Below are 24,896 nucleotides of genomic sequence, written 5' to 3' on the forward strand. Positions count from 1 at the left end.
GGTCGTGGGAGCTGGGCGCGTCCGTCGGCTCGAAGGTCGGGCGGATGCCGGTGTGCTGCGCCAGCACATCGGAAACGCTGATCCCGCCGTGTGTGTCTATCGATCGCCGCCGGCGCCCACGAGGGCGCCCATCACCGTCACGGGAACCGGGGCCGGCGGCATGATCGTCTGGCACCCGGTCTCCTTTCCATGTCTCCAGCAGGCGGAATACTGCCCGCATCAATGATCGTTTCGACGACGAGCATCGTTATGGTACGGATACTCGCCGTTCTTGACGACACCCTCCCGCGAGTTTTTTCACCCAGAGTGCGAGGGGTTGACACCGTACGCGGCAAACCGGGTGAACCGATCGTGCCGACGAAAAGCGAAATTACGTCCGGGAACTACGGACAGTATTCAATGACCCGGGTGCCCGCGCGGTCCCGATATGCGACCCGATTACGCCCCGCATGTTTCGCCGCGTACAGGAGGTCGTCCGCCTCCATCACCTGGCGCCGGTTCGCCGTCGCTTCACCCGGCTCGTATGCCAGGCCCACGCTGATCGTCACCGAAAGACCGTCACGCAACGCCGACCAGGGATGATCCGCGACCCGGGCCCTGGCGAGTTCGGCGACCCTGACCGCGGCGGCCGGTTCGACCGCCGGCAGCACCAGCATGAACTCCTCGCCACCGTAGCGGGCGCAGAACGCGTGCGACGGCAACCCTTCCCGCAGCAGCGCGGCCACCCGGCGCAGGACCTGGTCGCCGATGACGTGACCGAACGTGTCGTTGACGTTCTTGAACAAATCGATGTCGACCAGCGCCACGGCGAGCGGTTTACGCGCGTCCGCCAGCAGATCGTCCAGCCGCCGGTCGAGATAACGCCGGTTGTACACCGCCGTGAGCGCGTCTCGCAGGCTCTCCTCACGCGCCTCCGCGCGCTCCCTGCGCAACCGGTCGACCTCCCGGCGCAACTGCTCGGGGATCGACGGCTCGGCGCGCTCGATGTCGAGCGCCACTCGCAGGTGCTCGTACGCGCGGCGCCAGTCGCCTTGTGACGCGAGCGCGCCGGCGATCGACTCGTGCAGGCTTGCCTCGTCAGGCGCGACCTGCTTCGGCGTCACCGTATTCACCTCCGTCACGCAGTTCTTGTCGTCTACATAGAGGCGTCGCTTGAGTAGCGCGTACGGGCAAACGTGAATATCGCTCAACCGGACGATGACACATGGCTGTGCGTGTTCGGCATTGCTACGGAAGAGGGCGCGTCAGGCCCACGTCGCGCGCCGTCCGGTCACCGCCTGCATCAGCAAAATCCTTGCTGCAAAAGGAGAATCACAAGAGGCGACAGTTCTTCGTGAAAAGTCGGCCAATATCTCGGGATAAAGGGACAACTTTTCGAATTGAATGCGGTGGGTGACCTTGCTGGGGGAAGGCCTTGGTTGATCGGCCATCTGGCCGATGCCCCGCCGCCCGGTCCGGCTACTCGGCCGATCTCGCGGGAGGGGTCCGGACCATACCGTCGAAAACATGAAATCACCGCAGGTCACAGCCTTGACGACCGGCTTCGTCGTATTCCTCGCGAGCTGGGCGATCATCGTGATCCCGCAGCTGATCGGGCAGCGGGCCCGGTTCGGCCGGATCGTCCCGTGGCGACTGGCGCGAACCGCAGCAGTGCTGTGCTACGCGTGCCTCGCGCTCGCGGTCGTCTTCCTGCCCCTGCCCGGTCCACGCATGCGGCCATTGGCGCAGACCATTCAGCTGGTGCCGTTCCAGTGGATCACCGATGCGCGGTCGGACGCGGCGGGCTCCGGTCTGGTGCACGTGCTGACCACGACGGCGTTCGAGCAGATGGCGCTCAACGTGGTGTTGTTCGTGCCGCTCGGCATTCTCGCTCGATTGCTGTGGCGGCGGGGCTTCGCCGGGACGATGCTGCTGGGTTTCGGCTGCTCGCTGCTGATCGAGATGACGCAGCTGACCGCGAACTGGGGCACGGCGCCGATACAATACCGGATCTTCGACGTGGACGATCTGATCACCAACACCAGCGGCGCGATGCTCGGCTGGCTCGCCGGGGCGCTGTACTTGACCCTGCGGTCAGCGATCCGTGCGGAGGCGGCTGGGCGCGAGAGGGTCCACCTCACCGAGGCGCGCTAGTCGCGCGGCCCGTCGGACAGCTTCCCGGCGCGCGGCACGCCGGTCTTCCAGGGCCACGGTCAGCGCAGCCGCCGTGAAGATCAGCACTACGAGGCCGAGGACGATCCCAAGTCCCACGCCGCCTCCTTTGGCGTCGTCCTTGTGTGGCAGATCACACACAGTACGCCCTCGGTGAGCGTTTTGCCACCTTCCGTGGAGCCGATGGTTAAAATTTGACCGGTTATGGGTGCTTTCCGGCCGGACAAAGCGCAGCTCGCGGCAGCGCACGGGACGACGATCCCCGACGTGATCGGGCCCGGATTGCGCGTCTTGTTCTGCGGGATCAACCCGGGCCTCTACTCTGGCGCCACGGGATACCACTTCGCTCGGCCGGGGAACCGGTTCTGGCCCGCGCTGCATGCCGCCGGGTTCACCGAGCGGCGGCTGGACCCGAGTGAGCAGAACCAGCTGCTCGACCTGGGCCTCGGCATCACGAACATCGTCGCCAGGGCGACCGCGCGGGCCGACGAGCTGACCGACGACGAACTACGCACCGGCGCCGACATCCTGGCCGGCAAACTCGAGCGCTACCGTCCGCGCTGCCTCGCCGTCGTCGGGATCAGCGCGTACCGAACGGCTTTCGGCCACCCGAAGGCCGTCGTCGGGCCGCAACCCGATCCGATCGCAGGGACAGCCGTGTGGGTCCTGCCGAATCCGAGCGGTCTCAACGCGCACTGGACCCCGGCGACACTCGCACAGGCGTTCGCTTCCGTTCGCGAAAAGTTCTACTCAGAGTAGTTCTTCGCTCTAGTGGGTGAGCCCGCGTCACACCCCTTGGCCCGTCAAGTCCCACAATGGACGAAGTGTCAGGCCAGACCGGTCCCAGCAGGGGGGATCGGTTCGTGGCGCCGGGAGTCCCGGGACGGACCGCCGAAGGGGGGCGACGCCGTCCAGGCCCGGCGTCCCGGCACTGACCCGTGGGAGACGGAGTTTTCTGATGACGCGCAGTAACGAACCAGTCCGGGCGCCACAGGGTTCTCCGCCGACCCGCAGCCTCGGGATCGCAGCCGTCGATCCGGTGCCGTTCTGCCGTGAGGGACTGTCCGCGATCGTCCAGCGCACGCCGGGCCTGCACTGGGCCGGGCACGCCGGGAATCCGCACGCCGCGTTGCAGCTCGCCGAGCAGGTGCATCCCGACGTCATCCTGCTCGACTCCGGACTCGATCCGAACGGCCATCTGACCAAGCTGCTGACCAGCGGCGATCCGGCGTTGCTGATCATCGTGCTGGTGCGCGAAACGCACCGGACCGCGGCGTACCTGCAGATCGCGACCGTCTCGGGCGCGCACGGCGCACTGCCGCGCACAGCCGAAGCCCGCAGGCTCGTCGAGGCGATCCGGCGGGTACACCTGGACCGGCGCTACGTCGACCCCGCGCTGGCACCGCTGACCGCCCAGCAACGACCAGGCTTCCGGGCCGGGGACCCCGTCGTGGCCACGCGCCGGCCGCGGATGCCGCTGTCGCGACGTGAGTTCCAGGTGCTGCAGCTCGTCGCGGAAGGTCTGGAGAACGCGGCGATCGCGAAGATCCTCTACCTCTCCGTCGAAACCGTCCGCACCCACGTGAAGAGCATTCTGCGGAAGCTGTCCGCGCGCGACCGCACGCACGCGGTCACAATCGCGTTCCGTGGCGGCATCCTGATCGCGCAGACCGAGGACCCGCCTGAGCGCGGATCCGCTGGTCAGTCCCCACAATCGCCCCCAGGTCTCGAGGAGTACCGCTCGCGCTGACCGGTGGTCCGATGATCACAACGGGCTGATTACCCTTGCTGCGGTTACCCGCAGGTAATATCCTGATGTTACCGGCCAGTAACGGGACCAGCATGCGCCCAGCCGGAAGACTCGATACCAACGGAGCGACGACATGGGCCACTACAAGAGCAACGTCCGAGACCTGGAGTTCAACCTCTTCGAGGTGCTCGGCGTCCAAGACCGCCTCGGCAAGGGCGTACTCGCGGACTCCGACGAGGAGACCGCCCGCGGCGCGCTGTCCGAGCTGAACAATCTCGCCACCGGCCCACTGGCGGAGTCCTTCACGGACGCCGATCGCAACCCGCCGGTCTATGACCCGAAGACCTTCTCGGCCACGCTGCCGGAGTCGTTCAAGAAGAGCTACCAGCAGCTCTGGGACGGCGAGTGGTGGCGCCTCGGTCTGCCCAACGAACTCGGCGGGCTCGGCCTGCCTCCGACCGTGCAGTGGGCCGCCTCGGAGCTGATCCTCGGCGCGAACCCGGCGCTGTTCATGTACATGGCCGGGCCGAACTTCGCGATGATCCTCGACCGCAACGGCACCGAGGAGCAGAAGCGCTGGGCGCGGATCATGATCGAGCGCGCGTGGGGCGCCACCATGGTGCTGACCGAGCCCGACGCGGGTTCCGACGTCGGCGCCGGGCGCACCAAGGCCGTGCTGCAGGAGGACGGCACCTGGCACCTTGACGGCGTAAAGCGGTTCATCACCTCGGGCGATCAGGACATGACCGAGAACATCATGCATCTGGTGCTGGCCCGCCCCGAAGGTCCGGGCATCGAACCCCGGCCCGGCACGAAGGGTCTGTCGCTGTTCCTCGTGCCGAAGTTCCTCTTCGACACCGAAACCGGCGAGCTCGGTGAGCGCAACGGCGCCTTCGTCACCAACGTCGAGCACAAGATGGGCCTCAAGGTCTCCACCACCACGGAGCTGACGTTCGGCCAGCACGGCGTTCCCGCCAAGGGCTGGCTGCTCGGCGACGTGCACGACGGCATCGCGCAGATGTTCCAGGTCATCGAGTACGCCCGGATGATGGTCGGCACCAAGGCGATCGCGACGCTGTCGACGGGCTACCTCAACGCGCTCGAGTACGCCAAGGAACGCGTGCAGGGCGCGGACCTGACGCAGATGCTGGACAAGGCCGCGCCACGGGTCACCATCACCCACCACCCCGACGTGCGGCGGTCGCTGATGCTGCAGAAGGCCTACGCCGAGGGGTTGCGTGCGGTCTACCTGTACACCGCGTCGTTCCAGGACAAGATCTGGACCAAGGACGGCGATGAGGCATCGCTCAAGCTCGCCGAGCGCGTCAACGACCTGTTGCTGCCGATCGTCAAGGGCGTCGGCTCCGAGCGCGCCACCGAGCAGCTCGTGCAGTCGCTGCAGACCCTCGGTGGCTCCGGTTTCCTGCAGGACTACCCGATCGAGCAGTACATCCGCGACGCGAAGATCGACTCGCTGTACGAAGGCACCACGGCCATCCAGTCGCAGGACTTCTTCTTCCGCAAGATCGTCCGTGACAAGGGCCAGGCACTGGGTTATCTCGCGAACGAAATCACCCAGTTCGTGGGAGACACCGGGTCGGAGTCCGATGCCCGGCTCAAGACCGAGCGGCAGCTGCTCAAGCAGGCCCTCGAAGACGTGCAGGGCATGCTCGGCGCCATGATCGGTTACCTGACCGCCTCGCAGGAAGACGCGACGAACCTGTACAAGGTCGGGCAGCACACGGTGCGCCTGCTGCTCGCGACCGGTGACCTGCTCGTCGGCTGGCAGCTGCTGCGCCACGCCGAGGTCGCACTGTCCAAGTTGGACGGTGCTTCGGCCAGGGACCAGGCGTTCTACCAGGGCAAGATCGCGGTGGCGTCGTTCTTCGCGAAGACGGTGCTGCCCGAGCTGACCGCCCGGCGCGCGATCGTCGAGGCCGCCGACAACGACCTCATGGAGGTCCCGGAAAGCGCGTTCTGATCCCGGTCACGCCCAGGAGGGGTACGCGGGCGCCAGCTCCGCGTACCTCTCCGACCACACCGGCAGCGGTTGCCGGGAAAGATGCGCGGCGAGCCGATCGAAGAACGCGTGCGTGCCGGGGATGAAGCCCTTGGCGTTGCGTTCCGAAAGGCCGCGGTGGGTGAACGTGAGCAACGTGCCGTCACCGTCATCGGTCAGCTCGTAGCGGACCACACTGTCCTCGACGATCCGCTGGTGCCACTCGTGCTCGAACACGTGCGGAGGTTGCCAGACCAGGATGCGGCCGGTCATGCGCTTCGCGTCGGGTGCCGCGGGCGGTTCGTCAGGCAGCATCTCGATCGTCTCGCCGTCGATCGTGGTCTCGCCGAACCACGCCTTGCGCTCGACCGGATCCGTGATCGCCGCCCACACCTCGTCGATCGGGTGCGGCAGGCGGCGGTGGAACGTCATGATCGCGTACTCGCCGTCGAAACTCAGCGTGCCCAGGTCATCGCTCATCGGGAGAATCCTTCCGGGACAAGTGTTTTTCGAGCGCTTTCAGATGCCGCGGCCAGTAGCAGCGGTAACGCTGGATCCATGCGTCGATCTCGCGCAGGCCGTCGGCGCGCAGCGCGTAGATACGGCGTTGCCCGTCCGGTTTCACCTCGACCAGACCGACTTCGCGCAGAATGCGCAGATGCCGGGACACGGCGGGCTGGGTCAGCGCGGGCAGACCGGCCACCAGCTCACCCGCCGAGCGCGCACCTTCGGCCAGTAGATCGAGCAACTCACGGCGGTGTGGTTCCGCCACGGCTTCGAACACATCCACGTCGAAAGTATTACGCTAGGCGTATATAAGCGTCAACAGATACGTTCTCGGAGGTTTGCCTGAAGAACCGCTACGGTATTCCCAAGACGCCGAAGAGATAAGGAGTTTCGATGACTATCAGCGGAATCATCTCGGCGATCATCGTCGGTCTCATCATCGGCGCGCTGGGACGTCTCGTCGTACCCGGTAGGCAGGGAATCCCGATCTGGTTGACCATCGTGATCGGCATCGTGGCGGCGTTCATCGGCACCGCGATCGCGCGCGGCGCCGGTTATGCGGACACCAAGGGCTTCGACTGGCTCGAACTCATCACACAGGTGGGGCTCGCCGCAGTCGGTGTGGGCCTGGCCAGTGGTGCGTTCGGCAGGCGCCGAGTCGGAAGGTAGCTGTTTGGGGGGAAGGCGCGCTGCCTTCCCCCCAAACTTCGCGCTACGGCCGGAACGCGGCGCAGCCGACCGCCACGTAGGACTTCTGCGGCACCCGCCAGGACACCTCGGCCCACCGGTTGTCAGTGAGCTCCTTGCCGTCCGCACCAACGCAGCTGTAGACCCCACCCGTCACGTACGGCCCGCACGGCACGTCCGAAGCCGACGCACAGGTCGTGTAGTTGACGCAGGTGAGCGTGGTCAACAAGGTCGCACCGGCGTCGGCGCCCGTACGAACGTTGAGCTTGCAGTCGTTCACGGGTGACGCATGCACGAGCGCGGGTTCCGCGCCTGCCGCACTCGCCGCCGGCGCCCACGTCACCATCGCACCCGCGATACCCGCACACATCACGAGCGCCCTGGCGGACGACCACTTCGTCACGAAAACACCTCCACAGCACAGAGTTACACCTGGCAACGGAGAGTATCGGACAGTCAGCAGATCACCGCGGGCCGCGGAGCATATGTGACCGTCCGGGTGGTCCTGCGGACTTCGGTGCCGGAGGTCAGGTCGTACAGCACCCGGGTGTCCGCGGCGCTGAACCCGGGCGACCCGGCGGACCACCGGCAGCCCGGCGGGGCCGTCTGGATGGGTGGCGCGACGAAGTCCGTGCGTGAGCCGGTGCCGCTCTCGACGCGGTACTGCCGGGTGCCCCAGATCCGTACGGTTACGGTCGAGCCGGACGTGTACGCCTCGATCGCGATCCCGCCGGCGAGATCGTCGGTGAAGCGCAGATCGACCGGGGAACCGTCGTCCCGGATCGCGATCGCGTCGCGGGCGAGCGGGTAGCGGTCGAGGTAGTAGGGATGCTCGGTGTGCCCGGCGTCGGACAGGCCCGCGAAGTACACGGCGTTGTACAGCGTGGTCGCGAACTGCGAAACCCCACCGCCGGTCACCGTCGGGCCGGTGCCGTCCTCGTTGACCGCCGCGGGCACGAAACCGGCGCCGTACGGCCCGGTCCGGCCCCGCAGGCTGAACATGTCGCCCGGTTTCAGTACGGCGCCGGTCACCTTGGCCGCCATCGCCTGGACGTTCGTGGCCGCGGCGCCGGACAACCCGCCCGTGCTGAACTCGCCGACGATTTCCTTGATACCCAAGGCATTCACGTCGTCGGTGCTCAGCTTCGGCTTCTGGCCACGGTACTGGACGGGCAGGTCGCGCCCGTCGGTCTTGACGAAGACCGCCATCAGCGGCCGCAGGGTCTCGGTCCAGTCGATCCGGCGGGCGTCCTCCGAAGGCTGGACCGCCGGCCCGGCACCGTTGAACACGATCCGCGCGTCCTTGCCCGGCTTCTCCGTGGGCGCCAGCTGCGGTTGCAGCTCGTCCCGCAACGTCGCCGGGTCGACGCTGACATCGAGGGCCCCGTCGTCGCGCGGCGCGAAGCGCATGGCACGTGAGATGGCGACCGGGGTCAGGAGCGCGTCCGCACCGTCGCCGTGCACCACGACCGGCGCGGCCACCGCGGGCTGCACGAGGTTGTCCAGTGCCGAGTGCACCCCGGCGGATGTGGCCTTCACCGGGGTGAACACAACCGGCAACGGCACGCCCGTCTTGTCGAGCCAGCGCGCCCGGACCAGGTTCGCGGCGTCTTGCACGTCCTGCAGTGTCTGGCCTTCGCGCGGTTCGATCGCATACGGCGTCACGCCCGTCCCGTCGCCAGGACGGAAACCGATGCCGCCTTCGGTCGGCGGGTGGTTGAGTTTCTCGGTCGCGAGCCTGCCGACGGACTGGATGAGCGCATCCGGGTCCACTGTGGTCACCACATCGACCTGGTGTTTCGTGAAGAACGAGCGGATCCGGTCGAGTGGGTCGAGGGGCTGGTGCCCGGCCTGCGCGAGGGTTGACGGCCAGTCGAGGCCAAGCCCTGAGCGCGTCGGGTCAAGGCTCGCGCGCACGTCACCGGCGACGACCGGGACCGGCTCGCTCAGCCGTGGTTCCAGTTCGCCGCGCAGCTTTGATTCCGCGTCACCACGGCTGAGGCCCCCGACATCCACCCCGGCCACCACGACTCCGCGCGGCACCTCACCGGCGCTGAGCACGAGATCGACCGTGTACAGCACGACACCGAGGGCCAGCACTCCGCCGGTGACCATGAGGACCTTGCCGAGCAAGCGCTTTCCGGGAGAGCGCGGGCCACGGGTGATCCGGTCGCCGTCGAGCAGTTCCTCGGCCAGCGCGTCCTCGTGCGCGTCGAGGGGTTCCTCCGCCAGGAACTCGGGTGCGGCCCGCGGACCGATGACCTGCTCGGTCCGCTCGTTGTCGGAGTCCCAGTCCGGCCAGTAGTGGTCCTCGCGCACCTCACCCCTCCGGCGAGCTACAAGTACAACCCCGTTCCGTGCTCCGTTCGTTCAGTCGCGACGGCGTGGATGTCACGCTCGCGCATGACCAGGTACGCCTCGCCCTGAACCTCGACCTCCAGCTGGTCCTCAGGGTTGAACAGGACGCGGTCGGAGATCTTCACGTTGCGCACATTACTGCCTACGCCGAGTACATCGCCCCAAGCGAGACGGCGCGCCACCTGCGCCGTCGCGGGAATGACGATTCCGCCACTGCTGCGGCGTTCCCCTTCTTCCGGGGACAGCCTGACCAGCACCCGGTCGTTCAACATCTGGATTTCCAGCTTCGGGCCCGGACCCGGCAGCGTTTTGCCTTCCGACACGCCAGTAATGCTACGCACCCGATCCTGTCTCCAGTGAGCCCGCGAGGATGAGTTGCAGGGTTCGAGGACCATCGGCGGTGAACCGGATCGGCACACCCCAGTCCTGGCGGGTGACCCGGCAGACCGGATGCTCGGCCGCGGAATCGCAGCTTGCCGCCTGCGCGACGATCTGCAGCACACCCTCGGTGTGCCCCTCGGCGAGCGTGATCGTGCGGGTCAGTTCGGTGCCCGTGCCACCGCCGTCGACGAGCAACTCTGCCGGGGACGCGCTGATCTCCAGCCGGGTCGACGGGCCTGACCGGTCGTCGAGTTTTTCGCCCGGGGGCGGGGTGAACACCACCGACAGCTCGACCTCGCCCGGCGCGAGCTCGCTCGGCGGGCGGCGCACGGCCTGCGCGTCACCGGTGTGCATGGTCGTTTCGGCGGTCAGCGACAACGCGTGCAACCGGTGCGCGGCCGACTCGACGACGAGCAACGCGTCCTCGGTGACGAGGAGCCCGGAGGGCTCGGCAAGGCCTTCGGTGATCGTGGCGACCTTGCCGCTTCCCGGGTCGTACCGGCGGATGGCGCCGTTGTAGGTGTCGGCGATGGCGACCGTGCCGTCAGGTAGGACGGCCACGCCGAGCGGATGCTGCAGCAGCGCGTCGTCGGCGTCGCCGTCGCGGTGGCCGAACGAAAACAGGTCGGTGCCGATGGCGGTGTGCACCTGACCGTCCTCGATCCACCGCAGCGCGGAGGTCTCGGCGTCGGCGAGCCACAGCCGCTTTCCTTGCACCGCAAGGCCGGATGGCTGCGCGAAGAACGCCTCGGCGAGCGCACCGTCACGCAGGCCTTCCACCGTCGTGCCGGCGTACCGCGAAATCGTGCCTTTGACCGGGTCGAACACGCTCAGCGTGTGGTTGCCCGCCATGGCGATCACGACGCCGCCGCACGCGTCCCACCAGGCGGCATCCCATGGACTCGTCAGGTCGATTTCCCTTGCGGCGCCGTCCGTTTCACCGTTGCGCCACTGCTTTCCGGTACCGGCCACAGTGGACACTTCGCCGTTGACGAGGTTGATCCCGCGCAGCAGGTGCCCGGCCGTGTCGGCGACCACCAGGTGGTAGCCGACCTTGCCGGCGACTTCGGCGGGCAACAGGGTCAGGCCGGACGGTTCAGCGAAACTCGCGATGTCGAACGCGCCGTCCGCGGCCCCTCGCTCGCCGCTGCCGAACCGGCGGACGACCGTCTCACCGTCCGAGGCGAACTCGGCGATGGAGTGGTGCGCGGTGTCGGCGACGAGGATGCGGCCCTCGGCCGTCGCGACCGCCTTGGCGGGGAAGGCCAGCTCGTGCGGAGACTCGTCGGCCGGCACGTAAAGGGTGCCGCCGCGGCGCAACGTGCCGTCGGCCCCGTGCCGGTCGACCAGCTCGGTGATGACCCGGCGCAACGCCTCGGCATGTCCCTCACCGGCGGCGGTGTGCACGACGTAGCCCGCCGGGTCGACGATCACCAGCGTCGGCCACGCCTTCACCGCGTACTGCGACCAAGTTTGCATCTCCGGGTCGTTGAGCACCGGGTGCCGCACCGCGGACCGGCGGACGGCGGCTTCGATCGCGGTGGCCTCGCCTTCGTGCCGGAACTTCGGCGAGTGCACCCCGAGCGTGACGAGAACGTCGGAGAACTCCTCCTCCAGCGGGCGCAACTCGTCCAGGACGTGCAGGCAGTTGATGCAGCCGGAGGTCCAGAAATCCAGCAGAACGATCTTTCCGCGCAGCTCAGCGAGCCGGATCTGCTTCCCGCCGGTGTTGAGCCACTGCTCGCCCGACAGCTCGGGCGCGCGCACCCGGGATTGCACTGAGGTCACGTTGCACAACAACGAGCTGTTCTCGGTGAGTTGTTCCCATTGCCCGGCATGTGAAACTTCACACAAGCTCTGGCGCGATGGCCGTGGGGAGCAAACGGCCCGGCTCGCGCGTTGAACCGGCATGGCTGCTTTGTTCCTGCTCTATGTGGTTGCCGAGGTGGCCGCCGTCTGGGCGGTGAGCTCGGCTGTAGGGATCCTCGGCATGCTGGGGTTGCTGATCGTGGGGGCGTTGTTCGGGTCCTGGCTGGCGCGTCGCGAAGGCGCCCGCGCGGCCCGTGCGTTCATGACCGCGGCGCGTGCCGGACGTTCGCCGCAGACCGAGGTCACCGACGGGATGCTCGTCGGGCTCGGTGGTCTGCTGATCCTGGTACCCGGTTTTCTGAGCGACATCGCCGGACTCCTGTTGCTGCTGCCGCCGTCGCGCGCTGTGGTGCGGAAAGCATGGCTGCGGCGGGTGGAGAAGCGGATGCCCTCGGCTGATCGCGTGATCGTGGTCGACAGCGAAGTCGTGCAGGACGACCGCGCGCACCCGGTCATCGAGGGCCGTTAACCCGGCAACGCGAAGAACCCGGCGAACCGCACAGCGGGGGCGTACTCGCCCTTGACGCGCACCTTGCCGGTCACGAACAGCGTGGCCACCGCGGCATTTCCGGTGGCGACCCGGAAGAAGTCGTCCGCGGCCAACGTGATCGTGGTGTCCGGTTCGCGGACGAGATCCGCGCCGGACAAGCACATTCCGTCCTCGATCACCGTCTGGAACCGATCGAAACCGTCGTCGTCGCCACCGGAGAATCGCCAGTTGACGACCATCGACGAGTATTTGGCCTTTTCGGGCAAGAAATGATCCGACATGCGCCGGAAGATTTCCTCAAGGAACAACCGGCGCAGTTCCGGATGGCAGGCCAGCGCGCGCAACTGCTCCTTCGACGCTCGCCGGACCACGTCGACCAGTGTTTCGGTGGACATCGCGCGCAACCGCACGCCGGCACCGGCGGTGTCGAGCATGTGCAGCGTTTCCAGTAGCCGGATGAACTGCTCGGCGCTCAGCCTCGCGAGATCGAGCCGGCGCGCCAATGCGTCGATGACGTCCGAAGACACAGCACCTGCTTTCGGTCGGGTTGGTGAATTGACCGTACCGGTGAGAAGGCAAGCATGTAGCTTCTTGGGGGTGACCGAAGAAGTGAGATCCCCAGCCCGGTCGCGGCGCCTGCCGAGAGCCGTCCGCGAGCGGCAGATCCTCGATGCCGCTGTCGAGGTGTTCTCCCAGCACGGGTACCACTCAGCGTCCATGGACGAGATCTCCGACGTCGCCGGCGTTTCCAAGCCGATGATCTACTCCTATCTCGGCGCCAAGGAGGACCTGTTCGCCAAGTGCATCCGGCGTGAGGCCGCACGCCTGCTCGAAGCGGTGCGGATGGGGATTCGCTCCGAACTGCCGCCGGACATGCAACTGTGGCACGGGCTGCGTGCGTTCTACCGGTTCGTCGCCGAGCATCGAGACTCCTGGACGGTGCTGCATCGCCAGGCGCTCACCGTCGGCGGGCAGTTCGCGGGAGAGATAAACCAGTTGCGCAGCAAGGCGATCGACATGGTCGCCGCGCTCGTGGTCACCGCCGGCACCAAGAAGGGGCTCGGCCCCGCTGCCGAGTTCTCCGGGCCCGCGCTGGCTGTTTCCCTTGTCGGGGCGGCGGAATCGCTGGCGGACTGGTGGCTGGACCATTCCGACGTGTCCGAAGGCGTGCTCGCGTCGTGGCTGATGAACCTGGTGTGGCTGGGGTTCAACGATCTTCTCGAGGGCGAGATCTGGCAACCGAGCTGACCGTGCCTCCCAGGTGTGGCAGGGGTTTGCGCGCGTTCCACAGCTCGAATGCCCAGCCATCGGGAGTTTCCCACGACGTGAACGCGACTTTCGCCGGCAGCAGCACAGGAAGCTTGAACCGCACGTCCACGGTGTAGGCGTCCGGCAGCCGCCCTTCGAACGCCGCGAGCGTGCGCGCCTTCGTCCACATACCGTGTGCGATGGCCGCCGGGAACCCGAACAGCTTCGCCGTCAACGGATGCAGGTGGATCGGGTTGCGGTCACCGGAAACCTCGGCGTAACGACGGCCGATGTCGCGGGGCACACGCCAGATCGCCTTCGGTGAAGGCGCGGCGAGCTGCTTACCGGATGACCCGGTACCGGAGGCGCGCCTGAGATAGGTGCTGACCTCCGTCCACATCACACCGTCCGCAGTGGACAGTTCACTGAGGACATCGAACTGATGGCCTTTTTCGTGTGGGCGCAGGTTTTCCGCTCGTACCCGGATCGACACGGTCTCATCCAGCCGGACGGGCCGGTGCTGCGTGATCCGATTCGCCACGTGCACCATGCCTAGCAACGGGAACGGGAAGTCCGGCTGCGTCATCAGCGCCAGCTGTAGTCCGAACGCGAGCAGGTGCGGATAGGTCACGGGGAGCTCGCCGGTGAACCGGAACCCGCAAACCTGGTTGTAGGCCGCCAGATGCGCGGGGTCGAACGTGATGTCCGGACGCACGTATTCGGTGTCCGGCAACGTCTCACCACGTCGCGACGGCAGTATCGCCTTTGCGTACAGCGGCGCCAGCCGAGGAGCGGCGTGCAGTTCCTTCGTCCTCATCACGCCCCCAGCAGCGCCTGTCCGCACACCCGGACCACGTTGCCGTTCACCGCGGCCGAAGCCGGATTCGCATACCAGGCAATGGTTTCCGCGACATCGACCGGCAGCCCGCCCTGGCCGAGACTGGACAACCGCCGCCCTGCCTCGCGAATGACGAGCGGCACCGCGGCCGTCATCTTGGTCTCGATGAACCCCGGCGCGACGGCGTTGATCGTGCCGCCGTACTCGGCGAGCCCCGGCGCGGCCTCGTTGACCATCCCGATCACGCCCGCCTTGCTGGTGGCGTAATTGGACTGGCCGAGATTGCCGGCGATCCCGGCGATCGACGAAACACCGATGATGCGGCCGCCCTGGCGCAGCACCTTGTCGGCGAGGAGTTTGTCGTTGATCGCGAGCTGCGCGGTCAGGTTCACGGTGAGCACCGCGTTCCAGGCGCTTTCGGTGAGATTGCCGAGTGTCTTGTCCCGCGTGATGCCGGCGTTGTGCACGACGATGTCCACGCCGCCATGCCGTTCCTTCAGGTACGCGGCGAGTTTGTCCGGCGCGTCGGCGGCGGTGAGGTCGAGTTGCAGCGCCGAACCGCCGACGTTGTTCGCCACCCGCGACAGCTCCGCACCCTGCGCCGGGATGTCGAGCGCGACCACCTGGGCGCCGTCGCGCGCGAAGACCTGGGCGATCGCCGCGCCGATTCCGCGCGAGGCCCCGGTGACCAGCGCGACCTTGCCCGCCAACGGTTTCTCCCAGCTCTCCGGTGCAGACACGGCCGGAATGCCTTCGGTACCAACACGAATGACCTGCGCGTCGACGAACGCGGACTTCGCGGACAGCACGAACCGCAGTGTGGACTCCGCGGCTTCCTCGGCGCCATCAGCGACGTAGACGAGCTGCGCGGTCGCGCCCCGCTTGAGCTCCTTGCCGACCGTGCGCACGAATCCTTCGAGCGCGCGCTGCGCGATCCGCTCCCGGCCACCGGCCAGCTCGGGTGGGGTACCGAGCACGACGACGCGACCGGACGCGCCGACCTTCCGGATCACCGGGTGGAAGAACAGGTGCAGCTCGCGCAGCTGCTCGGGCTCGGTGATGCCGGTGGCATCGAACACGAGCGCGCCGTATCGCTGGTCCGCGACGGACTCGGTCAGCACCTCGATCCCGGCGTCGGCGAGCTGCGCCCGCACCGTCTTCGCCAGCCGTCCGCCGGGCGCGGCGCCGAGAAGTGCGGGACCATCGAGCGGCGGCTGACCGGGCCGGTACCGGCGCAGCGTGGCGGGGCTGGGCAGACCCAGCTTGGGCACCAGGAACTTCCCAAGGGGAGTCCTGGTGAACTGCTGATAGCGGTCGACCATCAGTGGCCCTCCCTTGCTCTGGACTGGTACCTACTGGCCAGTAGGTTACACTGGAAGCCATGGATGTTCGCAAGGTCGCGATCCTGGGCGGCAACCGGATTCCGTTCGCGCGCTCGAACGGGGCGTACGCCCAGGCCTCGAACCAGGACATGCTCACCGCCGCGGTGGACGGGCTGGTCAGCCGGTTCTCCCTGCAGGGCGAGCGGATCGGCGAGGTCGCTGCCGGCGCCGTGCTGAAACATGCCCGCGATTTCAACCTCGCGCGGGAGGTCGTGCTCGGCAGCAGGCTCGCACCGGAGACTCCGGCGTCGGACGTGCAGATGGCCTGCGGCACCGGGCTGCAGGCGATCGTCAACGTGGCCAACAAAATCGCGCTCGGGCAGCTCGACTCGGCCATCGCGGGCGGCGTCGACACGACGTCCGACGCACCCCTCGCGGTGAACGACGAATTGCGCCGCATCCTGGTGCGGCTCAACTCCGCGAAGTCGCTCGGGGAGCGGCTGCGGCTGCTGACGAAGCTGCGGCCAGGCCAGATCGTGCCGGAAATCCCGCGCAACGCCGAGCCGCGGACCGGCCTGTCGATGGGCGAGCATGCCGCACTGACGGCGAAGGAATGGGACATTTCGCGCGAGGCACAGGACGAACTGGCCGCGACCAGCCACCAGCGGCTGGCCGCGGCGTATGACCGGGGCTTCTTCGACGACCTCGTCACGCCGTTCCTCACACTGACGCGCGATCAGAACCTGCGCCCCGACTCGACGGCCGAGAAGCTCGCGAAGCTCAAGCCGGTGTTCGGCGGCAAGTCCGGCACGATGACCGCGGGCAACTCCACGCCGCTTACCGACGGCGCGTCCACGGTGCTGCTGGCGAGCGAAGAGTGGGCGAAGGCCCACAGGTTGCCGGTACAGGCATATCTGACGTTCTCGCAGACCGCGGCGGTCGACTACGTCCACGGCGGCGAAGGGCTGCTGATGGCACCCGTGTACGCCGTGCCACGGATGCTCGCCAAGGCCGGTTTGTCCTTGCCAGACTTCGATTTCTACGAGATCCACGAGGCGTTCGCCTCCCAGGTGCTCGCCACGCTGAAGGCCTGGGAGGACGCGGCCTTCGCGAAGGAGAAGCTGGGCCTCGAGACGCCGCTGGGCGCGATCGACCGCACGAAACTCAACGTCAACGGCTCCTCGATCGCGGCCGGTCACCCGTTCGCCGCGACCGGCGGACGGATCGTGGCCACGCTCGCGAAACTGTTGCACGAGAAGGGTTCCGGGCGCGGCCTGATCTCGACCTGCGCGGCCGGCGGTCAGGGCATCACGGCGATACTGGAGAAGTAGCTCAGCTGGGCAGCTTTTCGCGCGCCGCCTTGGAGGTCACCTTGGCGGCGCGCCGGGCCCGCCAGCCCACCGACGGCCTGCCCTCGGTGTCCGCGGCGGCGATCAGCAGACCGCCGAGCAGCGCGGCGTTCTTGAGGAAGTGCGTGAGCTGCTGCTGTTTGTCCTCGCCCTTGGCCTCCCAGAACGGGTGCCCGGCGGCCGTGGTCGGGACGAGGCTGCCTGCCAGCGCGAGCGCGGAGAGCCGGGGGAGCTTGCCGGTCGCGAACGTGGTGCCGGCGATGATCTTCACCAGCGCGTCCGCCCGCACCAGGTTGACCGGGTCCGGCGAGGACTCGCCGAGCGTCTTGTCCAGCAAGGGTTTCGCCGCCTCGGCGTGCATTTCGGTCAGCCGCAGGGCGTTCCATCCGCCGTAGACGAAGATGCCCGCCACCAGAGGCCTGGCCAGCCGACGGAGAATCACGGTCATCACCTTTCTCTCGGTTCGGCGAGGGGTACCCCGTTCCGGTCTCTGCGAATCTCTATCCAAGTATTTTCTCGAAACTAGATTCTGCTAGAAAACCGTAGCGACACGCCGATAGCGCTTTCTCGGCAAATATCAGGGCAGCGCTAGAAAGCTGGATACCGTCCTACGGATGGACCCCATCCGGAACCCGTTCGCCCCTGGTGCCGGGCAGCGGCCGCCCGAACTCGCCGGGCGCGAGCGCGAACTGCAGGCGTTCGAGGTGGTGCTGCAACGGGTCGCGCGAGGCAGGCCCGAGCGAAGCCTTGTCCTGACCGGATTACGGGGTGTCGGCAAGACGGTGTTGCTCGGTGAGCTGCGCTCGATGGCGGTGAAACACGGCTGGGGTGCGGGCAAGATCGAGGCCCGCCCGGACGCCGAGCTGCGGCGCCCGCTGTCGGCGGCGCTGCACCGGGCGATCCGCGACCTGGCGGTTCGCCATCGCGCACCGGACCGGGTCGAAGAGGTCCTTGGCGTGCTGAAAGCGTTTGCGCTCAAGGCGAACAAGGCGGACGCGAAGCTGCGCGACCGTTGGCAGCCTGGCATCGACGTGCCGGCCGCGCAGGGGCGCGCCGACTCCGGCGATATCGAGATCGACCTGGTCGAGCTGTTCACCGATGTCGCCGAGCTCGCCGCGGACGTGGGCACCGGCGCGGTCATCCTGATCGACGAGATGCAAGACCTCAAGGCACCCGATGTGTCGGCCTTGTGCGCGGCCTGCCACGAACTTTCGCAGTCCGGCGCGCCGCTGGTCGTCGTCGGCGCGGGACTGCCGCACGTGCCCGCGGTGCTGTCCGCCTCGAAGTCCTACTCCGAGCGGCTGTTCCGGTACGCGCGAATCGACCGGCTCGACCGCGCGGACGCCGACCGTGCGGTGCTCGCGCCGATCGAGCGTGAGGAAGCGGATATCGAACCCGAGGCACTCGACGCGTTGTTCGACGCGTCCGGCGGCTACCCGTACTTCATCCAGGCGTACGGGAAAGCCGCGTGGGACGCCGCGCCCGCCGACCCCATCACGATGAAAGACGTGCAGGTCGCCGCGCCGGAAGCCGAGCAGGAGCTCGCGGTCGGCTTCTTCGGGTCGCGCTATGAGCGGGCGACCCCGGCCGAGCGCGAGTACCTGCGGGCGATGGCCGAGCTGACGCACGGCCGCGACGAGGGCGCCGGCACCTCGGACATCGCCGTCTACCTGGGCCGGAAGCCGTCGTCGCTGTCGCCGGCGCGGGACAGCTTGATGAAAAAGGGGCTCGTCTACTCGGCCGAGCGCGGGCTCATCGCCTTCACCGTGCCGCACTTCGGGCACTACCTGCTCGGCCGCGCCGACGATTGATCGCAGCTTCTACGACTTTCTAGCGTTATGACTAGATGTCAAGATCGTCTTCAATACGGCGCCCTGGCCGACGATTCATCGGTCCGTGCGCCAGATCACCGAATAATCGATGGAACGCTTGTGAAAAAAGGTGCATACTAAGGAAGTAGTCATCAAGACCTCCAAGGAGATGGGAACCCATGAGCAACATCGCCGCGAAGCTTCGGGCACGCCGTGCGCAGACCCGTACCCGCCGGGCGGTGAACCGGGCCATCGACACCGCCGCCACCGCGACCGTGCGGCAGGAGCTGATCGCGATCGCGCAGGCTCACCAGATCCACATGCGCTGAGTGATCTGGACCACATAAGATCGTGGTTGTAACGTCGCCGTCGAAGGTGGCGATACCCCTGATGACCCCGTGATGCTGGCGGACCCCCGACCTGGCAGCATCACGGGGTTTTCCATTGCCCGGCCCCGTACTACTCTTTGACTAAGTCAACGAATTAGTTGAGGTGGGCAATGAATGACCGGGTCGCCCGAGTCCGCGCGTTCAACCGGCTCTACACCGGCGTGATCGGAGCCCTCGACGAAGGGCTTGTGGGCACCGAGTACTCCCTCAGCGAAGCGCGCGTCCTCTACGAACTCGAGCAGCAGACGGTCACCGAGGTGACCGAGCTCCGGCGCCGGCTCGGCATGGACGCGGGGTACGCCAGCCGCCTGCTCGGCAAGCTCGAAGCCCGCGGCCTGCTGACCCGTGAACGATCCGGCACGGACGCCCGGCGCCAGCTGATCCGTCTCACCAAGGCCGGCCACGCGGCGCAACATTCGCTCGAACAACGCACGAACGACCAGGTCGGGCACCTGCTCAACCGGTTCACCGACGAGGAGCAACACCGCCTGCTCGGGTCCATGCACGCGATCACGACGCTCGTCGGCGACGGGCCACGGGACGCCACGATCGTGCTGCGCCCGCCCCGGCCAGGTGACTTCGGCTGGGTCGTGCAACGCAATGGCGCGATCTACACGCAGGAGTACGGCTGGGACACCACCTACGAAGCGCTCGTCGCGCGCATCGTCGCCGACTACATCGAAAACCACAACCCCGCACGGGAAGCCGCGTGGATCGCGGAACTCGACGGGCAACGGGCCGGGTGCGTGTTCTGCGTCCGCGGCTCGGACGAGCGCACCGCGAAACTGCGGCTGTTGCTCGTCGAGCCGTCCGCTCGCGGGCACGGCCTCGGGAAACGGCTGGTCGCGGAATGTGTCGCGTTCGCCAAGGCCCACGGCTACACGGCGATGGAGCTGTGGACGAACAGTGTGCTCACCGCGGCGCGGGCGATCTACGCGAAAGCCGGCTTCGAACTCGTGAAAAGCGACCCGCACCACAGTTTCGGCGTGGACCTCGTCGGCGAGACCTGGCGGCTGGACTGGTGATCAGCGCTTGTGCCTGCCCATGTCGAAGAACTCCGGATTCGGCTGCAGTGCGGTGAAATGCGCGAGACGGTTGGACATCGCGAACAACGCGGCGATCGCGCCGATATCCCAGATCTCGTCCTCGGTCAGGCCGGCCTCGCGCGCTGCCGCTAACTGTTGCTCGCCGAACAGGTGTGAATTCTGGGCCAGCGCAAGGGAAAGCTCGACGATCGCACGCCCGCGCCGGTCGAGTTCGACCTGCCACGGGTTGCTCGACACCCGGTCGGCCAGCTCGGGATCCTTCGCGCGGATCCGCAGGATCGCGCCATGCGCCACCACGCAGTACGTGCAGTGGTTGGCGCCGGACGTCGCGACCACCACCAACTCGCGCTCGGCCTTGGTCAGCCCGCCTTCCCGCTCCATCAGCGCATCGTGGTAGTCGAGGAAGGCGCGCAGCTCCGCCGGACGGTGGCCCAGCGCACGGAAAATATTCGGCACGAAGCCGGATTTCTCGGCGATCGCACCGACCCGGTCGCGGAGATCGTCGGGCAGCTCCTCGAGCTCCACGACCGGGAATCGGCTCACCTCCATGTCAATGCACGCCGATCGGACGGAGACCCTTGTCGTGCTCGTCGGCGTGGTAATCCGTCGGCTCCGTGGTGTCCAGGCCGTTGAACACCTTCATCGACCGCGCGATCACCGTGACGATCACGGCCACCACGAGATTCGCCACCAGCGCGACGAATCCGGGGTAGATCTGCAACGCCGAACCCGGGAACGGATGCCAGCCGAAGATCGACAGGCTGCCCAGGGACAGCGCCGAGCCACCGAAGTGGGCGTGCCCGGTGTTCGGGTTCGGGATGCCGTAGAGCATGATCACGCCCCACGCCATACCGACGACCCAGCCCGCGATCAGGCCCCAGCGGTGCAACCAGCGGGTGTACAGCGCAATCGCCACCGAAGGCAGGGTCTGCAGGATCAGTACACCGCCGATGAGCTGCAGGTCGATGGAGAACTGCGGGTCGATGAACAGGATGATCGCCACCGCACCGAACTTCACCACCAGCGAAGCGATCTTCGCCTGCTTCGCCTCCTGCCTCGGCGTCGCGCTCCGGTGCAGGTACTCCTTGTAGATGTTGCGCGTCCACAGGTTCGCCGCCGCGATCGACATGATCGCCGCCGGCACCAGCGCGCCGATCCCGATCGCGGCGAACGCGATCCCCGCGAACCACGACGGGAACTGGGTGTCGAACAGCACCGGCACCACCGTGTTGGAGTCGGCGTTGCCCGTGGCGGCGTTGGTGATCGGCTTGACCCCGACCGAGAGCGCCACGTAACCGAGCAAAGCCAGCAACCCCAGCAGGAACGAGTACGCCGGCAGCGCCATCATGTTCCGCTTGATGACCTGCCGGCCGCGCGAGGCGAGCACCCCGGTGATCGAGTGCGGGTACAGGAACAACGCCAGCGCCGAACCCAGCGCCAGCGTGATGTACTGCAGCTGGTTCGACCCGGTCAGCAGCACCGAACCGGCCGGCTTGTGCGTCTTCGGATTGACCTGCGCCAGCTTCGCCGCGGACGTGTCGATGATGTGCGACCAGCCGCCGAGCTTCGCCGGCAGGTAGAACACCGCGACCAGGATGACCAGGTAGATCAGGATGTCCTTGACGAACGCGATCAACGCCGGTGCGCGCAATCCCGACTGATACGTGTACAGCGCCAGAATGACGAACGCGATCAGCAACGGCAGGTGCCCGACGATGCCGGAGCCGTTGAGCCCCATCGTGCGCAGCACCGCCTCGAGACCGGCCAGCTGCAACGCGATGTACGGCATCGTCGCGACGATGCCGGTGATCGCGATCAGGAACGCCAGCGTCGGCGAACCGAACCGGCCACGCACGAAGTCCGCGGGCGTCACGTAGCCACGTGAGCGGGACACCGACCACATGCGCAGCACCGGCAGGAACACCAGCGGGTAAAGGATCACCGTGTACGGCAGGGCGTAGAACCCGAGCGCGCCGGCGCCGAACACCAGCGCGGGCACCGCGACGAACGTGTACGCGGTGTAGAGGTCACCGCCGACGAGGAACCAGGTGACCCACGCACCGAACTTGCGGCCACCCAGACCCCACTCGTCCAGGTGGTCGAGCGACGCGGCCGCCTTCCAGCGCGCCGCCATGAAGCCGAGCACCGTCACCACCAGGAACAGCACCACGAAGATCGACAGCTGCGTCCACTCCAAGCCACTACCGGGCGTCATCGCTGGCCTCCCTCGTCCAGATCTTCCGCGGCCAGCCGGTCCGGCTTGCCCTTCACCACCGGCGCACCCTTCGTCATCACGTAGACGATGGCGACCGCAGCGACACCGACGAACACGAAGGCGAACTGGAACCAGTAGAAGAACGGCAACCCGAGGAATCTCGGCTTGTCGAAGTTGAACCACGGAGTGACCAACATCAACAACGGGATCAGCAGGACCAGGTTCCAGGCGCTGATCTGCAGCCCGGTGACCCTCCCTGCGGCTTTGCCAGACATCAGACCTCACATCCACCATATGGGACAGCTCTAGAACTTTAAGTCTTCGTCACGGCCTCGTCACGGGTGTCCGGGATATCGATTCGGACAGTAAACGACCGACAAAGGCAGGTTGCCGGGATTGCTCCCGCCCGATATCAATGTGCGACCGATTGCGTCGTCACAGTGACGAAGGGGAGAGTATGAGGTCGATTCGCGCTGCGGTGGTGATCCCGGCACTTGCCGGCACCCTGCTGGCGGGCAGCACCGTGGCCTATGCGGCCGGGGAGCCGTTGAACAGCACCGATATTCCGGCGAAGTACACGGGCCAGGTGCTGAGCTGGCATACCTGCACCTCGGACGAGTTGTCCGGGCAAACCCCGCCGGCGGGCGCGGAGGGCATCGAGTGCGCCACCTTCCAGACCCCGCGCGACTGGTCCCGGCCGACCGAGAACATCGATCTCACGATTGCCGTCAGCAGGCTCAAGGCGACGAGCGACGCGACCGCGAGCGTGCTCGTCAACCCTGGTGGTCCCGGTGCGCCCGGCCGGCTCTTCCCGGCGCGGCTGCGCAATCAGTCGAAGCTGCGCGAGCACCAGGACATCGTCGGGTTCGACCCGCGCGGGACCGGGAAGAGCACGAACATCACCTGCGGAGGCGCGATCGGCACCGGCAACACGCTCGACCCGCGTGACCGCAGCCACGGCAACCTCAACCTGATCCTGGACGCGACGAAGTACGCCGCCGACTCGTGCCAGGTGAAGTCGGGCGAGCTGGGCCCGTTGATCACCACCGACCAGACGGTGCACGATCTGGATCTGCTGCGCGTGCTGCTGGGCCGGGACACGGTGAACTGGGTCGGCTACTCGGCGGGCACCTGGCTGGGCGCGCATTACGCGCAGGCCTTCCCGGACCGCACCGGGCGGTTCGTGCTCGACTCGAACACCGAGTTCACCACCACCTGGCAGAAGTCGTTCGACGGGCAGCCGCAGGGTTTCGAGCGCCGCTGGCGCGAGGACTTCCTGCCGTGGATGGCGAAATACGACAACCTGTACCACTTCGGCACCGACGGTGAGGCTGCGCGGCAAACCTACGAAAACGTTCGCGCGGTACTGGCCAAGCAGCCGGTCGACGTGGACGGCTCGCCGCTGTCTGCCAACGAGTTCGACTCGTTCATCGCATCGGAGCTCTACAGCAAGCGCGATTTCCCCGGGCTGGCCGACTTTCTCGTCAACGTGCGGAAGCTGACGCAGAACACCACGCCGGCCGAGCAGCAGGTGTCGGCGAAGAAGAAGGTCAAGTCCTCACGCGCCGACGAGAAGGCGCTCGGCCCGCAGCCGCTGGTCGTGCCGACCGACTACGACGACGCGTACGACGCGAGCTTCTGGACCATTCCGTGCAACGAAGGTCCGTGGTTGGGAAACCGGCAGACCGCGATCCGTCAGTCGGCACAGCTCGGCCCCGATTACCCGCTGCTGGGCTGGGGCTGGATCGTGCAGCCGTGCATCTTCTGGAAAAACCAGCCGGCGCCGCTGCCGGTACTCGACGGGCATGACGTGCCGCCGATTCTGATGGTCCAGTCCACCCACGACCCCGCGACGCCGATCGAGGGCGCCCAGCGCGCACACGAGAAGTTCAAGGGTTCGCGGATGATCACGGTGACCGGTGAGGGGGACCACGGGATCTACGCCAGCGGGAACGCGGGCGTGGACAAGGTTGTGGAGAACTACCTCGTGGACGGAATCGTGCCGGACGATCAGAGCCTGCCGGGGATGCCGCTTCCAGTGCCTCCGGGCGCCTGATCATGGTTGCCCACAACCTGTGCACAGATTTATCCACAGGTTGTGGGCAACTAGACCCGGACAACGTTGGCGGCAGATGTGAAAACAGCCCGACCACTGTGAGTGGGGGTGGCCCGCTTCGCGCTCGCCCAGTTTTCGTTGCTGGGGCCAGATAGACTGTCGGCATGGTGCGTGTGCCGCTGACCGAAGCCGAACGTGCACGCGGCGAGCGGCTGGGGGCGGTCCTGCGGGAAGCACGCGGTGCGCGCAGCATGGTGGAGGTGGCCGCCGAGGCCGGGATCTCGGTGGAAACCCTGCGCAAGATCGAGACCGGCCGCATCCCGACACCGGCCTTCTTCACCGTCGTTGCGCTCGCCGACGCGGTCGGGCTCCCACTCGAAGCCCTCCGCGGCGCGGTACCCACAGGTTAGACAGCCACGCGAAGCGTGTC

At 67.2% G+C, this 24,896-nt stretch carries 27 protein-coding genes; 13 read left to right on the forward strand and 14 right to left on the reverse strand.

Annotated elements, in window-relative coordinates:
* Window positions 1–383: 383 nt before the first annotated feature.
* Window positions 384–1,121, reverse strand: coding sequence for a GGDEF domain-containing protein (locus tag GKO32_RS35055; protein ID WP_312869098.1), 738 nt, complete (start codon window positions 1,119–1,121; stop codon window positions 384–386).
* Between the two features lie 385 nt (window positions 1,122–1,506).
* On the opposite strand from GKO32_RS35055, the gene GKO32_RS35060 reads away from it, so the two are divergent.
* The 4 genes from GKO32_RS35060 to GKO32_RS35080 all read left to right on the forward strand — a co-directional run bounded on the left by GKO32_RS35060 (window position 1,507) and on the right by GKO32_RS35080 (window position 5,882).
* Complete coding sequence (locus GKO32_RS35060) at window positions 1,507–2,133, forward strand: VanZ family protein (protein WP_154761221.1); 627 nt, start codon at window positions 1,507–1,509, stop codon at window positions 2,131–2,133.
* A 222-nt stretch (window positions 2,134–2,355) separates the two neighbouring features.
* Window positions 2,356–2,910: a G/U mismatch-specific DNA glycosylase gene (gene mug / locus GKO32_RS35070; protein ID WP_154761222.1), complete on the forward strand. Its 555-nt coding sequence runs from the start codon at window positions 2,356–2,358 to the stop codon at window positions 2,908–2,910.
* Window positions 2,911–3,109: 199 nt separating this feature from the next.
* Entirely contained in the window at window positions 3,110–3,901 is a 792-nt protein-coding gene (locus GKO32_RS35075; RefSeq protein ID WP_154761223.1) for a response regulator transcription factor, read from the forward strand.
* A 133-nt stretch (window positions 3,902–4,034) separates the two neighbouring features.
* Window positions 4,035–5,882 (forward strand): acyl-CoA dehydrogenase, encoded by a 1,848-nt coding sequence (locus GKO32_RS35080; RefSeq protein ID WP_154761224.1) that lies wholly within the window; start codon window positions 4,035–4,037, stop codon window positions 5,880–5,882.
* 6 nt (window positions 5,883–5,888) lie between these two features.
* Here GKO32_RS35080 and GKO32_RS35085 read toward each other — a convergent pair whose 3' ends face one another.
* Both GKO32_RS35085 and GKO32_RS35090 read right to left on the reverse strand, forming a co-directional pair.
* Window positions 5,889–6,380 carry an SRPBCC family protein gene (locus GKO32_RS35085; protein ID WP_154761225.1) on the reverse strand — a complete coding sequence of 164 codons (492 nt, stop codon included), beginning with the start codon at window positions 6,378–6,380 and terminating at the stop codon, window positions 5,889–5,891.
* Entirely contained in the window at window positions 6,370–6,690 is a 321-nt protein-coding gene (locus GKO32_RS35090; protein ID WP_312869100.1) for an ArsR/SmtB family transcription factor, read from the reverse strand. Before GKO32_RS35090 ends, GKO32_RS35085 begins: the two co-directional genes overlap by 11 nt.
* 110 nt (window positions 6,691–6,800) lie before the next feature.
* Between GKO32_RS35090 and GKO32_RS35095 the strand changes: the two genes are divergently transcribed.
* A complete protein-coding gene (locus GKO32_RS35095; RefSeq protein ID WP_154761226.1) occupies window positions 6,801–7,076 on the forward strand; it encodes a GlsB/YeaQ/YmgE family stress response membrane protein in 276 nt (91 codons plus the stop codon).
* A gap of 43 nt (window positions 7,077–7,119) precedes the next feature.
* On the opposite strand, the gene GKO32_RS35100 is transcribed toward GKO32_RS35095, so the two are convergent.
* From GKO32_RS35100 to GKO32_RS35115, 4 genes are all read right to left on the reverse strand, one after another.
* Window positions 7,120–7,497, reverse strand: a complete 378-nt coding sequence (locus tag GKO32_RS35100; protein WP_312869101.1) for a hypothetical protein — start codon at window positions 7,495–7,497, stop codon at window positions 7,120–7,122.
* Window positions 7,498–7,550: 53 nt separating this feature from the next.
* Complete coding sequence (locus tag GKO32_RS40010; RefSeq protein ID WP_312869102.1) at window positions 7,551–9,413, reverse strand: VanW family protein; 1,863 nt, start codon at window positions 9,411–9,413, stop codon at window positions 7,551–7,553.
* A gap of 17 nt (window positions 9,414–9,430) precedes the next feature.
* Complete coding sequence (locus tag GKO32_RS35110) at window positions 9,431–9,724, reverse strand: GroES family chaperonin (RefSeq protein WP_154761244.1); 294 nt, start codon at window positions 9,722–9,724, stop codon at window positions 9,431–9,433.
* Between the two features lie 61 nt (window positions 9,725–9,785).
* Complete coding sequence (locus GKO32_RS35115) at window positions 9,786–11,600, reverse strand: NHL domain-containing thioredoxin family protein (RefSeq protein WP_312869106.1); 1,815 nt, start codon at window positions 11,598–11,600, stop codon at window positions 9,786–9,788.
* 142 nt (window positions 11,601–11,742) lie between these two features.
* Between GKO32_RS35115 and GKO32_RS35120 the strand changes: the two genes are divergently transcribed.
* Window positions 11,743–12,171, forward strand: coding sequence for an FxsA family protein (locus GKO32_RS35120; RefSeq protein ID WP_154761228.1), 429 nt, complete (start codon window positions 11,743–11,745; stop codon window positions 12,169–12,171).
* On the opposite strand, the gene GKO32_RS35125 is transcribed toward GKO32_RS35120, so the two are convergent.
* Window positions 12,168–12,719, reverse strand: a complete 552-nt coding sequence (locus GKO32_RS35125) for an SCP2 sterol-binding domain-containing protein (protein ID WP_312869103.1) — start codon at window positions 12,717–12,719, stop codon at window positions 12,168–12,170. The genes GKO32_RS35120 and GKO32_RS35125 overlap by 4 nt on opposite strands.
* A 70-nt stretch (window positions 12,720–12,789) precedes the next feature.
* On the opposite strand from GKO32_RS35125, the gene GKO32_RS35130 reads away from it, so the two are divergent.
* Window positions 12,790–13,440 carry a TetR/AcrR family transcriptional regulator gene (locus GKO32_RS35130; RefSeq protein WP_312869104.1) on the forward strand — a complete coding sequence of 217 codons (651 nt, stop codon included), beginning with the start codon at window positions 12,790–12,792 and terminating at the stop codon, window positions 13,438–13,440.
* Here GKO32_RS35130 and GKO32_RS35135 read toward each other — a convergent pair.
* On the reverse strand, window positions 13,400–14,257 hold the full coding sequence (locus GKO32_RS35135; protein WP_154761230.1) for a MaoC family dehydratase: 858 nt from the start codon (window positions 14,255–14,257) through the stop codon (window positions 13,400–13,402). The two genes, GKO32_RS35130 and GKO32_RS35135, sit on opposite strands and share 41 nt — an antisense overlap.
* Entirely contained in the window at window positions 14,257–15,600 is a 1,344-nt protein-coding gene (locus GKO32_RS35140; RefSeq protein ID WP_154761231.1) for a 3-oxoacyl-ACP reductase, read from the reverse strand. Before GKO32_RS35140 ends, GKO32_RS35135 begins: the two co-directional genes overlap by 1 nt.
* Before the next feature lie 59 nt (window positions 15,601–15,659).
* On the opposite strand from GKO32_RS35140, the gene GKO32_RS35145 reads away from it, so the two are divergent.
* Window positions 15,660–16,931, forward strand: a complete 1,272-nt coding sequence (locus GKO32_RS35145; RefSeq protein ID WP_154761232.1) for an acetyl-CoA C-acetyltransferase — start codon at window positions 15,660–15,662, stop codon at window positions 16,929–16,931.
* Between the two features lies 1 nt (window position 16,932).
* On the opposite strand, the gene GKO32_RS35150 is transcribed toward GKO32_RS35145, so the two are convergent.
* Complete coding sequence (locus GKO32_RS35150; RefSeq protein ID WP_312869105.1) at window positions 16,933–17,391, reverse strand: DoxX family protein; 459 nt, start codon at window positions 17,389–17,391, stop codon at window positions 16,933–16,935.
* A gap of 172 nt (window positions 17,392–17,563) precedes the next feature.
* Between GKO32_RS35150 and GKO32_RS35155 the strand changes: the two genes are divergently transcribed.
* The 3 genes from GKO32_RS35155 to GKO32_RS35160 all read left to right on the forward strand — a co-directional run bounded on the left by GKO32_RS35155 (window position 17,564) and on the right by GKO32_RS35160 (window position 20,174).
* Window positions 17,564–18,760 carry an ATP-binding protein gene (locus tag GKO32_RS35155; RefSeq protein WP_154761233.1) on the forward strand — a complete coding sequence of 399 codons (1,197 nt, stop codon included), beginning with the start codon at window positions 17,564–17,566 and terminating at the stop codon, window positions 18,758–18,760.
* Window positions 18,761–18,939: 179 nt separating this feature from the next.
* Complete coding sequence (locus tag GKO32_RS38245; protein ID WP_166459832.1) at window positions 18,940–19,089, forward strand: hypothetical protein; 150 nt, start codon at window positions 18,940–18,942, stop codon at window positions 19,087–19,089.
* A gap of 170 nt (window positions 19,090–19,259) precedes the next feature.
* Entirely contained in the window at window positions 19,260–20,174 is a 915-nt protein-coding gene (locus GKO32_RS35160; RefSeq protein WP_154761234.1) for a bifunctional helix-turn-helix transcriptional regulator/GNAT family N-acetyltransferase, read from the forward strand.
* Here GKO32_RS35160 and GKO32_RS35165 read toward each other — a convergent pair whose 3' ends face one another.
* The 3 genes from GKO32_RS35165 to GKO32_RS35175 are packed head-to-tail and all read right to left on the reverse strand — an operon-like array spanning window position 20,175 to window position 22,685.
* On the reverse strand, window positions 20,175–20,744 hold the full coding sequence (locus GKO32_RS35165) for a peroxidase-related enzyme (RefSeq protein WP_154761235.1): 570 nt from the start codon (window positions 20,742–20,744) through the stop codon (window positions 20,175–20,177).
* Window position 20,745: 1 nt separating this feature from the next.
* Entirely contained in the window at window positions 20,746–22,410 is a 1,665-nt protein-coding gene (mctP, locus tag GKO32_RS35170) for a monocarboxylate uptake permease MctP (protein WP_154761236.1), read from the reverse strand.
* Window positions 22,407–22,685, reverse strand: coding sequence for a DUF3311 domain-containing protein (locus tag GKO32_RS35175; protein WP_154761237.1), 279 nt, complete (start codon window positions 22,683–22,685; stop codon window positions 22,407–22,409). Before GKO32_RS35175 ends, mctP begins: the two co-directional genes overlap by 4 nt.
* Window positions 22,686–22,867: 182 nt before the next feature.
* Here GKO32_RS35175 and GKO32_RS35180 point away from each other — a divergent pair, with 182 nt between their 5' ends.
* Both GKO32_RS35180 and GKO32_RS35185 read left to right on the forward strand, forming a co-directional pair.
* The gene (locus tag GKO32_RS35180) at window positions 22,868–24,466 is read left to right on the forward strand and encodes an alpha/beta hydrolase (RefSeq protein ID WP_154761238.1); all 1,599 of its coding nucleotides are present in this window, start codon (window positions 22,868–22,870) and stop codon (window positions 24,464–24,466) included.
* Window positions 24,467–24,630: 164 nt separating this feature from the next.
* A complete protein-coding gene (locus tag GKO32_RS35185) occupies window positions 24,631–24,876 on the forward strand; it encodes a helix-turn-helix domain-containing protein (RefSeq protein WP_154761239.1) in 246 nt (81 codons plus the stop codon).
* Window positions 24,877–24,896 lie beyond the last annotated feature (20 nt).

It is taken from the genome of Amycolatopsis pithecellobii (genome assembly GCF_009707865.1).
GTDB lineage: Bacteria > Actinomycetota > Actinomycetes > Mycobacteriales > Pseudonocardiaceae > Amycolatopsis_E > Amycolatopsis_E pithecellobii.

Coding starts and splice junctions, on each gene's coding strand:
- GKO32_RS35060 (WP_154761221.1), top strand. CDS start 1,507: ATGAAATCACCGCAGGTCACAGCCTTGACGACCGGCTTCGTCGTATTC.
- mug (WP_154761222.1), top strand. CDS start 2,356: ATGGGTGCTTTCCGGCCGGACAAAGCGCAGCTCGCGGCAGCGCACGGG.
- GKO32_RS35075 (WP_154761223.1), top strand. CDS start 3,110: ATGACGCGCAGTAACGAACCAGTCCGGGCGCCACAGGGTTCTCCGCCG.
- GKO32_RS35080 (WP_154761224.1), top strand. CDS start 4,035: ATGGGCCACTACAAGAGCAACGTCCGAGACCTGGAGTTCAACCTCTTC.
- GKO32_RS35085 (WP_154761225.1), bottom strand. CDS start 6,380: ATGAGCGATGACCTGGGCACGCTGAGTTTCGACGGCGAGTACGCGATC.
- GKO32_RS35095 (WP_154761226.1), top strand. CDS start 6,801: ATGACTATCAGCGGAATCATCTCGGCGATCATCGTCGGTCTCATCATC.
- GKO32_RS35110 (WP_154761244.1), bottom strand. CDS start 9,724: ATGTTGAACGACCGGGTGCTGGTCAGGCTGTCCCCGGAAGAAGGGGAA.
- GKO32_RS35120 (WP_154761228.1), top strand. CDS start 11,743: ATGGCTGCTTTGTTCCTGCTCTATGTGGTTGCCGAGGTGGCCGCCGTC.
- GKO32_RS35135 (WP_154761230.1), bottom strand. CDS start 14,257: ATGAGGACGAAGGAACTGCACGCCGCTCCTCGGCTGGCGCCGCTGTAC.
- GKO32_RS35140 (WP_154761231.1), bottom strand. CDS start 15,600: ATGGTCGACCGCTATCAGCAGTTCACCAGGACTCCCCTTGGGAAGTTC.
- GKO32_RS35145 (WP_154761232.1), top strand. CDS start 15,660: ATGGATGTTCGCAAGGTCGCGATCCTGGGCGGCAACCGGATTCCGTTC.
- GKO32_RS35155 (WP_154761233.1), top strand. CDS start 17,564: ATGGACCCCATCCGGAACCCGTTCGCCCCTGGTGCCGGGCAGCGGCCG.
- GKO32_RS38245 (WP_166459832.1), top strand. CDS start 18,940: ATGAGCAACATCGCCGCGAAGCTTCGGGCACGCCGTGCGCAGACCCGT.
- GKO32_RS35160 (WP_154761234.1), top strand. CDS start 19,260: ATGAATGACCGGGTCGCCCGAGTCCGCGCGTTCAACCGGCTCTACACC.
- GKO32_RS35165 (WP_154761235.1), bottom strand. CDS start 20,744: ATGGAGGTGAGCCGATTCCCGGTCGTGGAGCTCGAGGAGCTGCCCGAC.
- mctP (WP_154761236.1), bottom strand. CDS start 22,410: ATGACGCCCGGTAGTGGCTTGGAGTGGACGCAGCTGTCGATCTTCGTG.
- GKO32_RS35175 (WP_154761237.1), bottom strand. CDS start 22,685: ATGTCTGGCAAAGCCGCAGGGAGGGTCACCGGGCTGCAGATCAGCGCC.
- GKO32_RS35180 (WP_154761238.1), top strand. CDS start 22,868: ATGAGGTCGATTCGCGCTGCGGTGGTGATCCCGGCACTTGCCGGCACC.
- GKO32_RS35185 (WP_154761239.1), top strand. CDS start 24,631: ATGGTGCGTGTGCCGCTGACCGAAGCCGAACGTGCACGCGGCGAGCGG.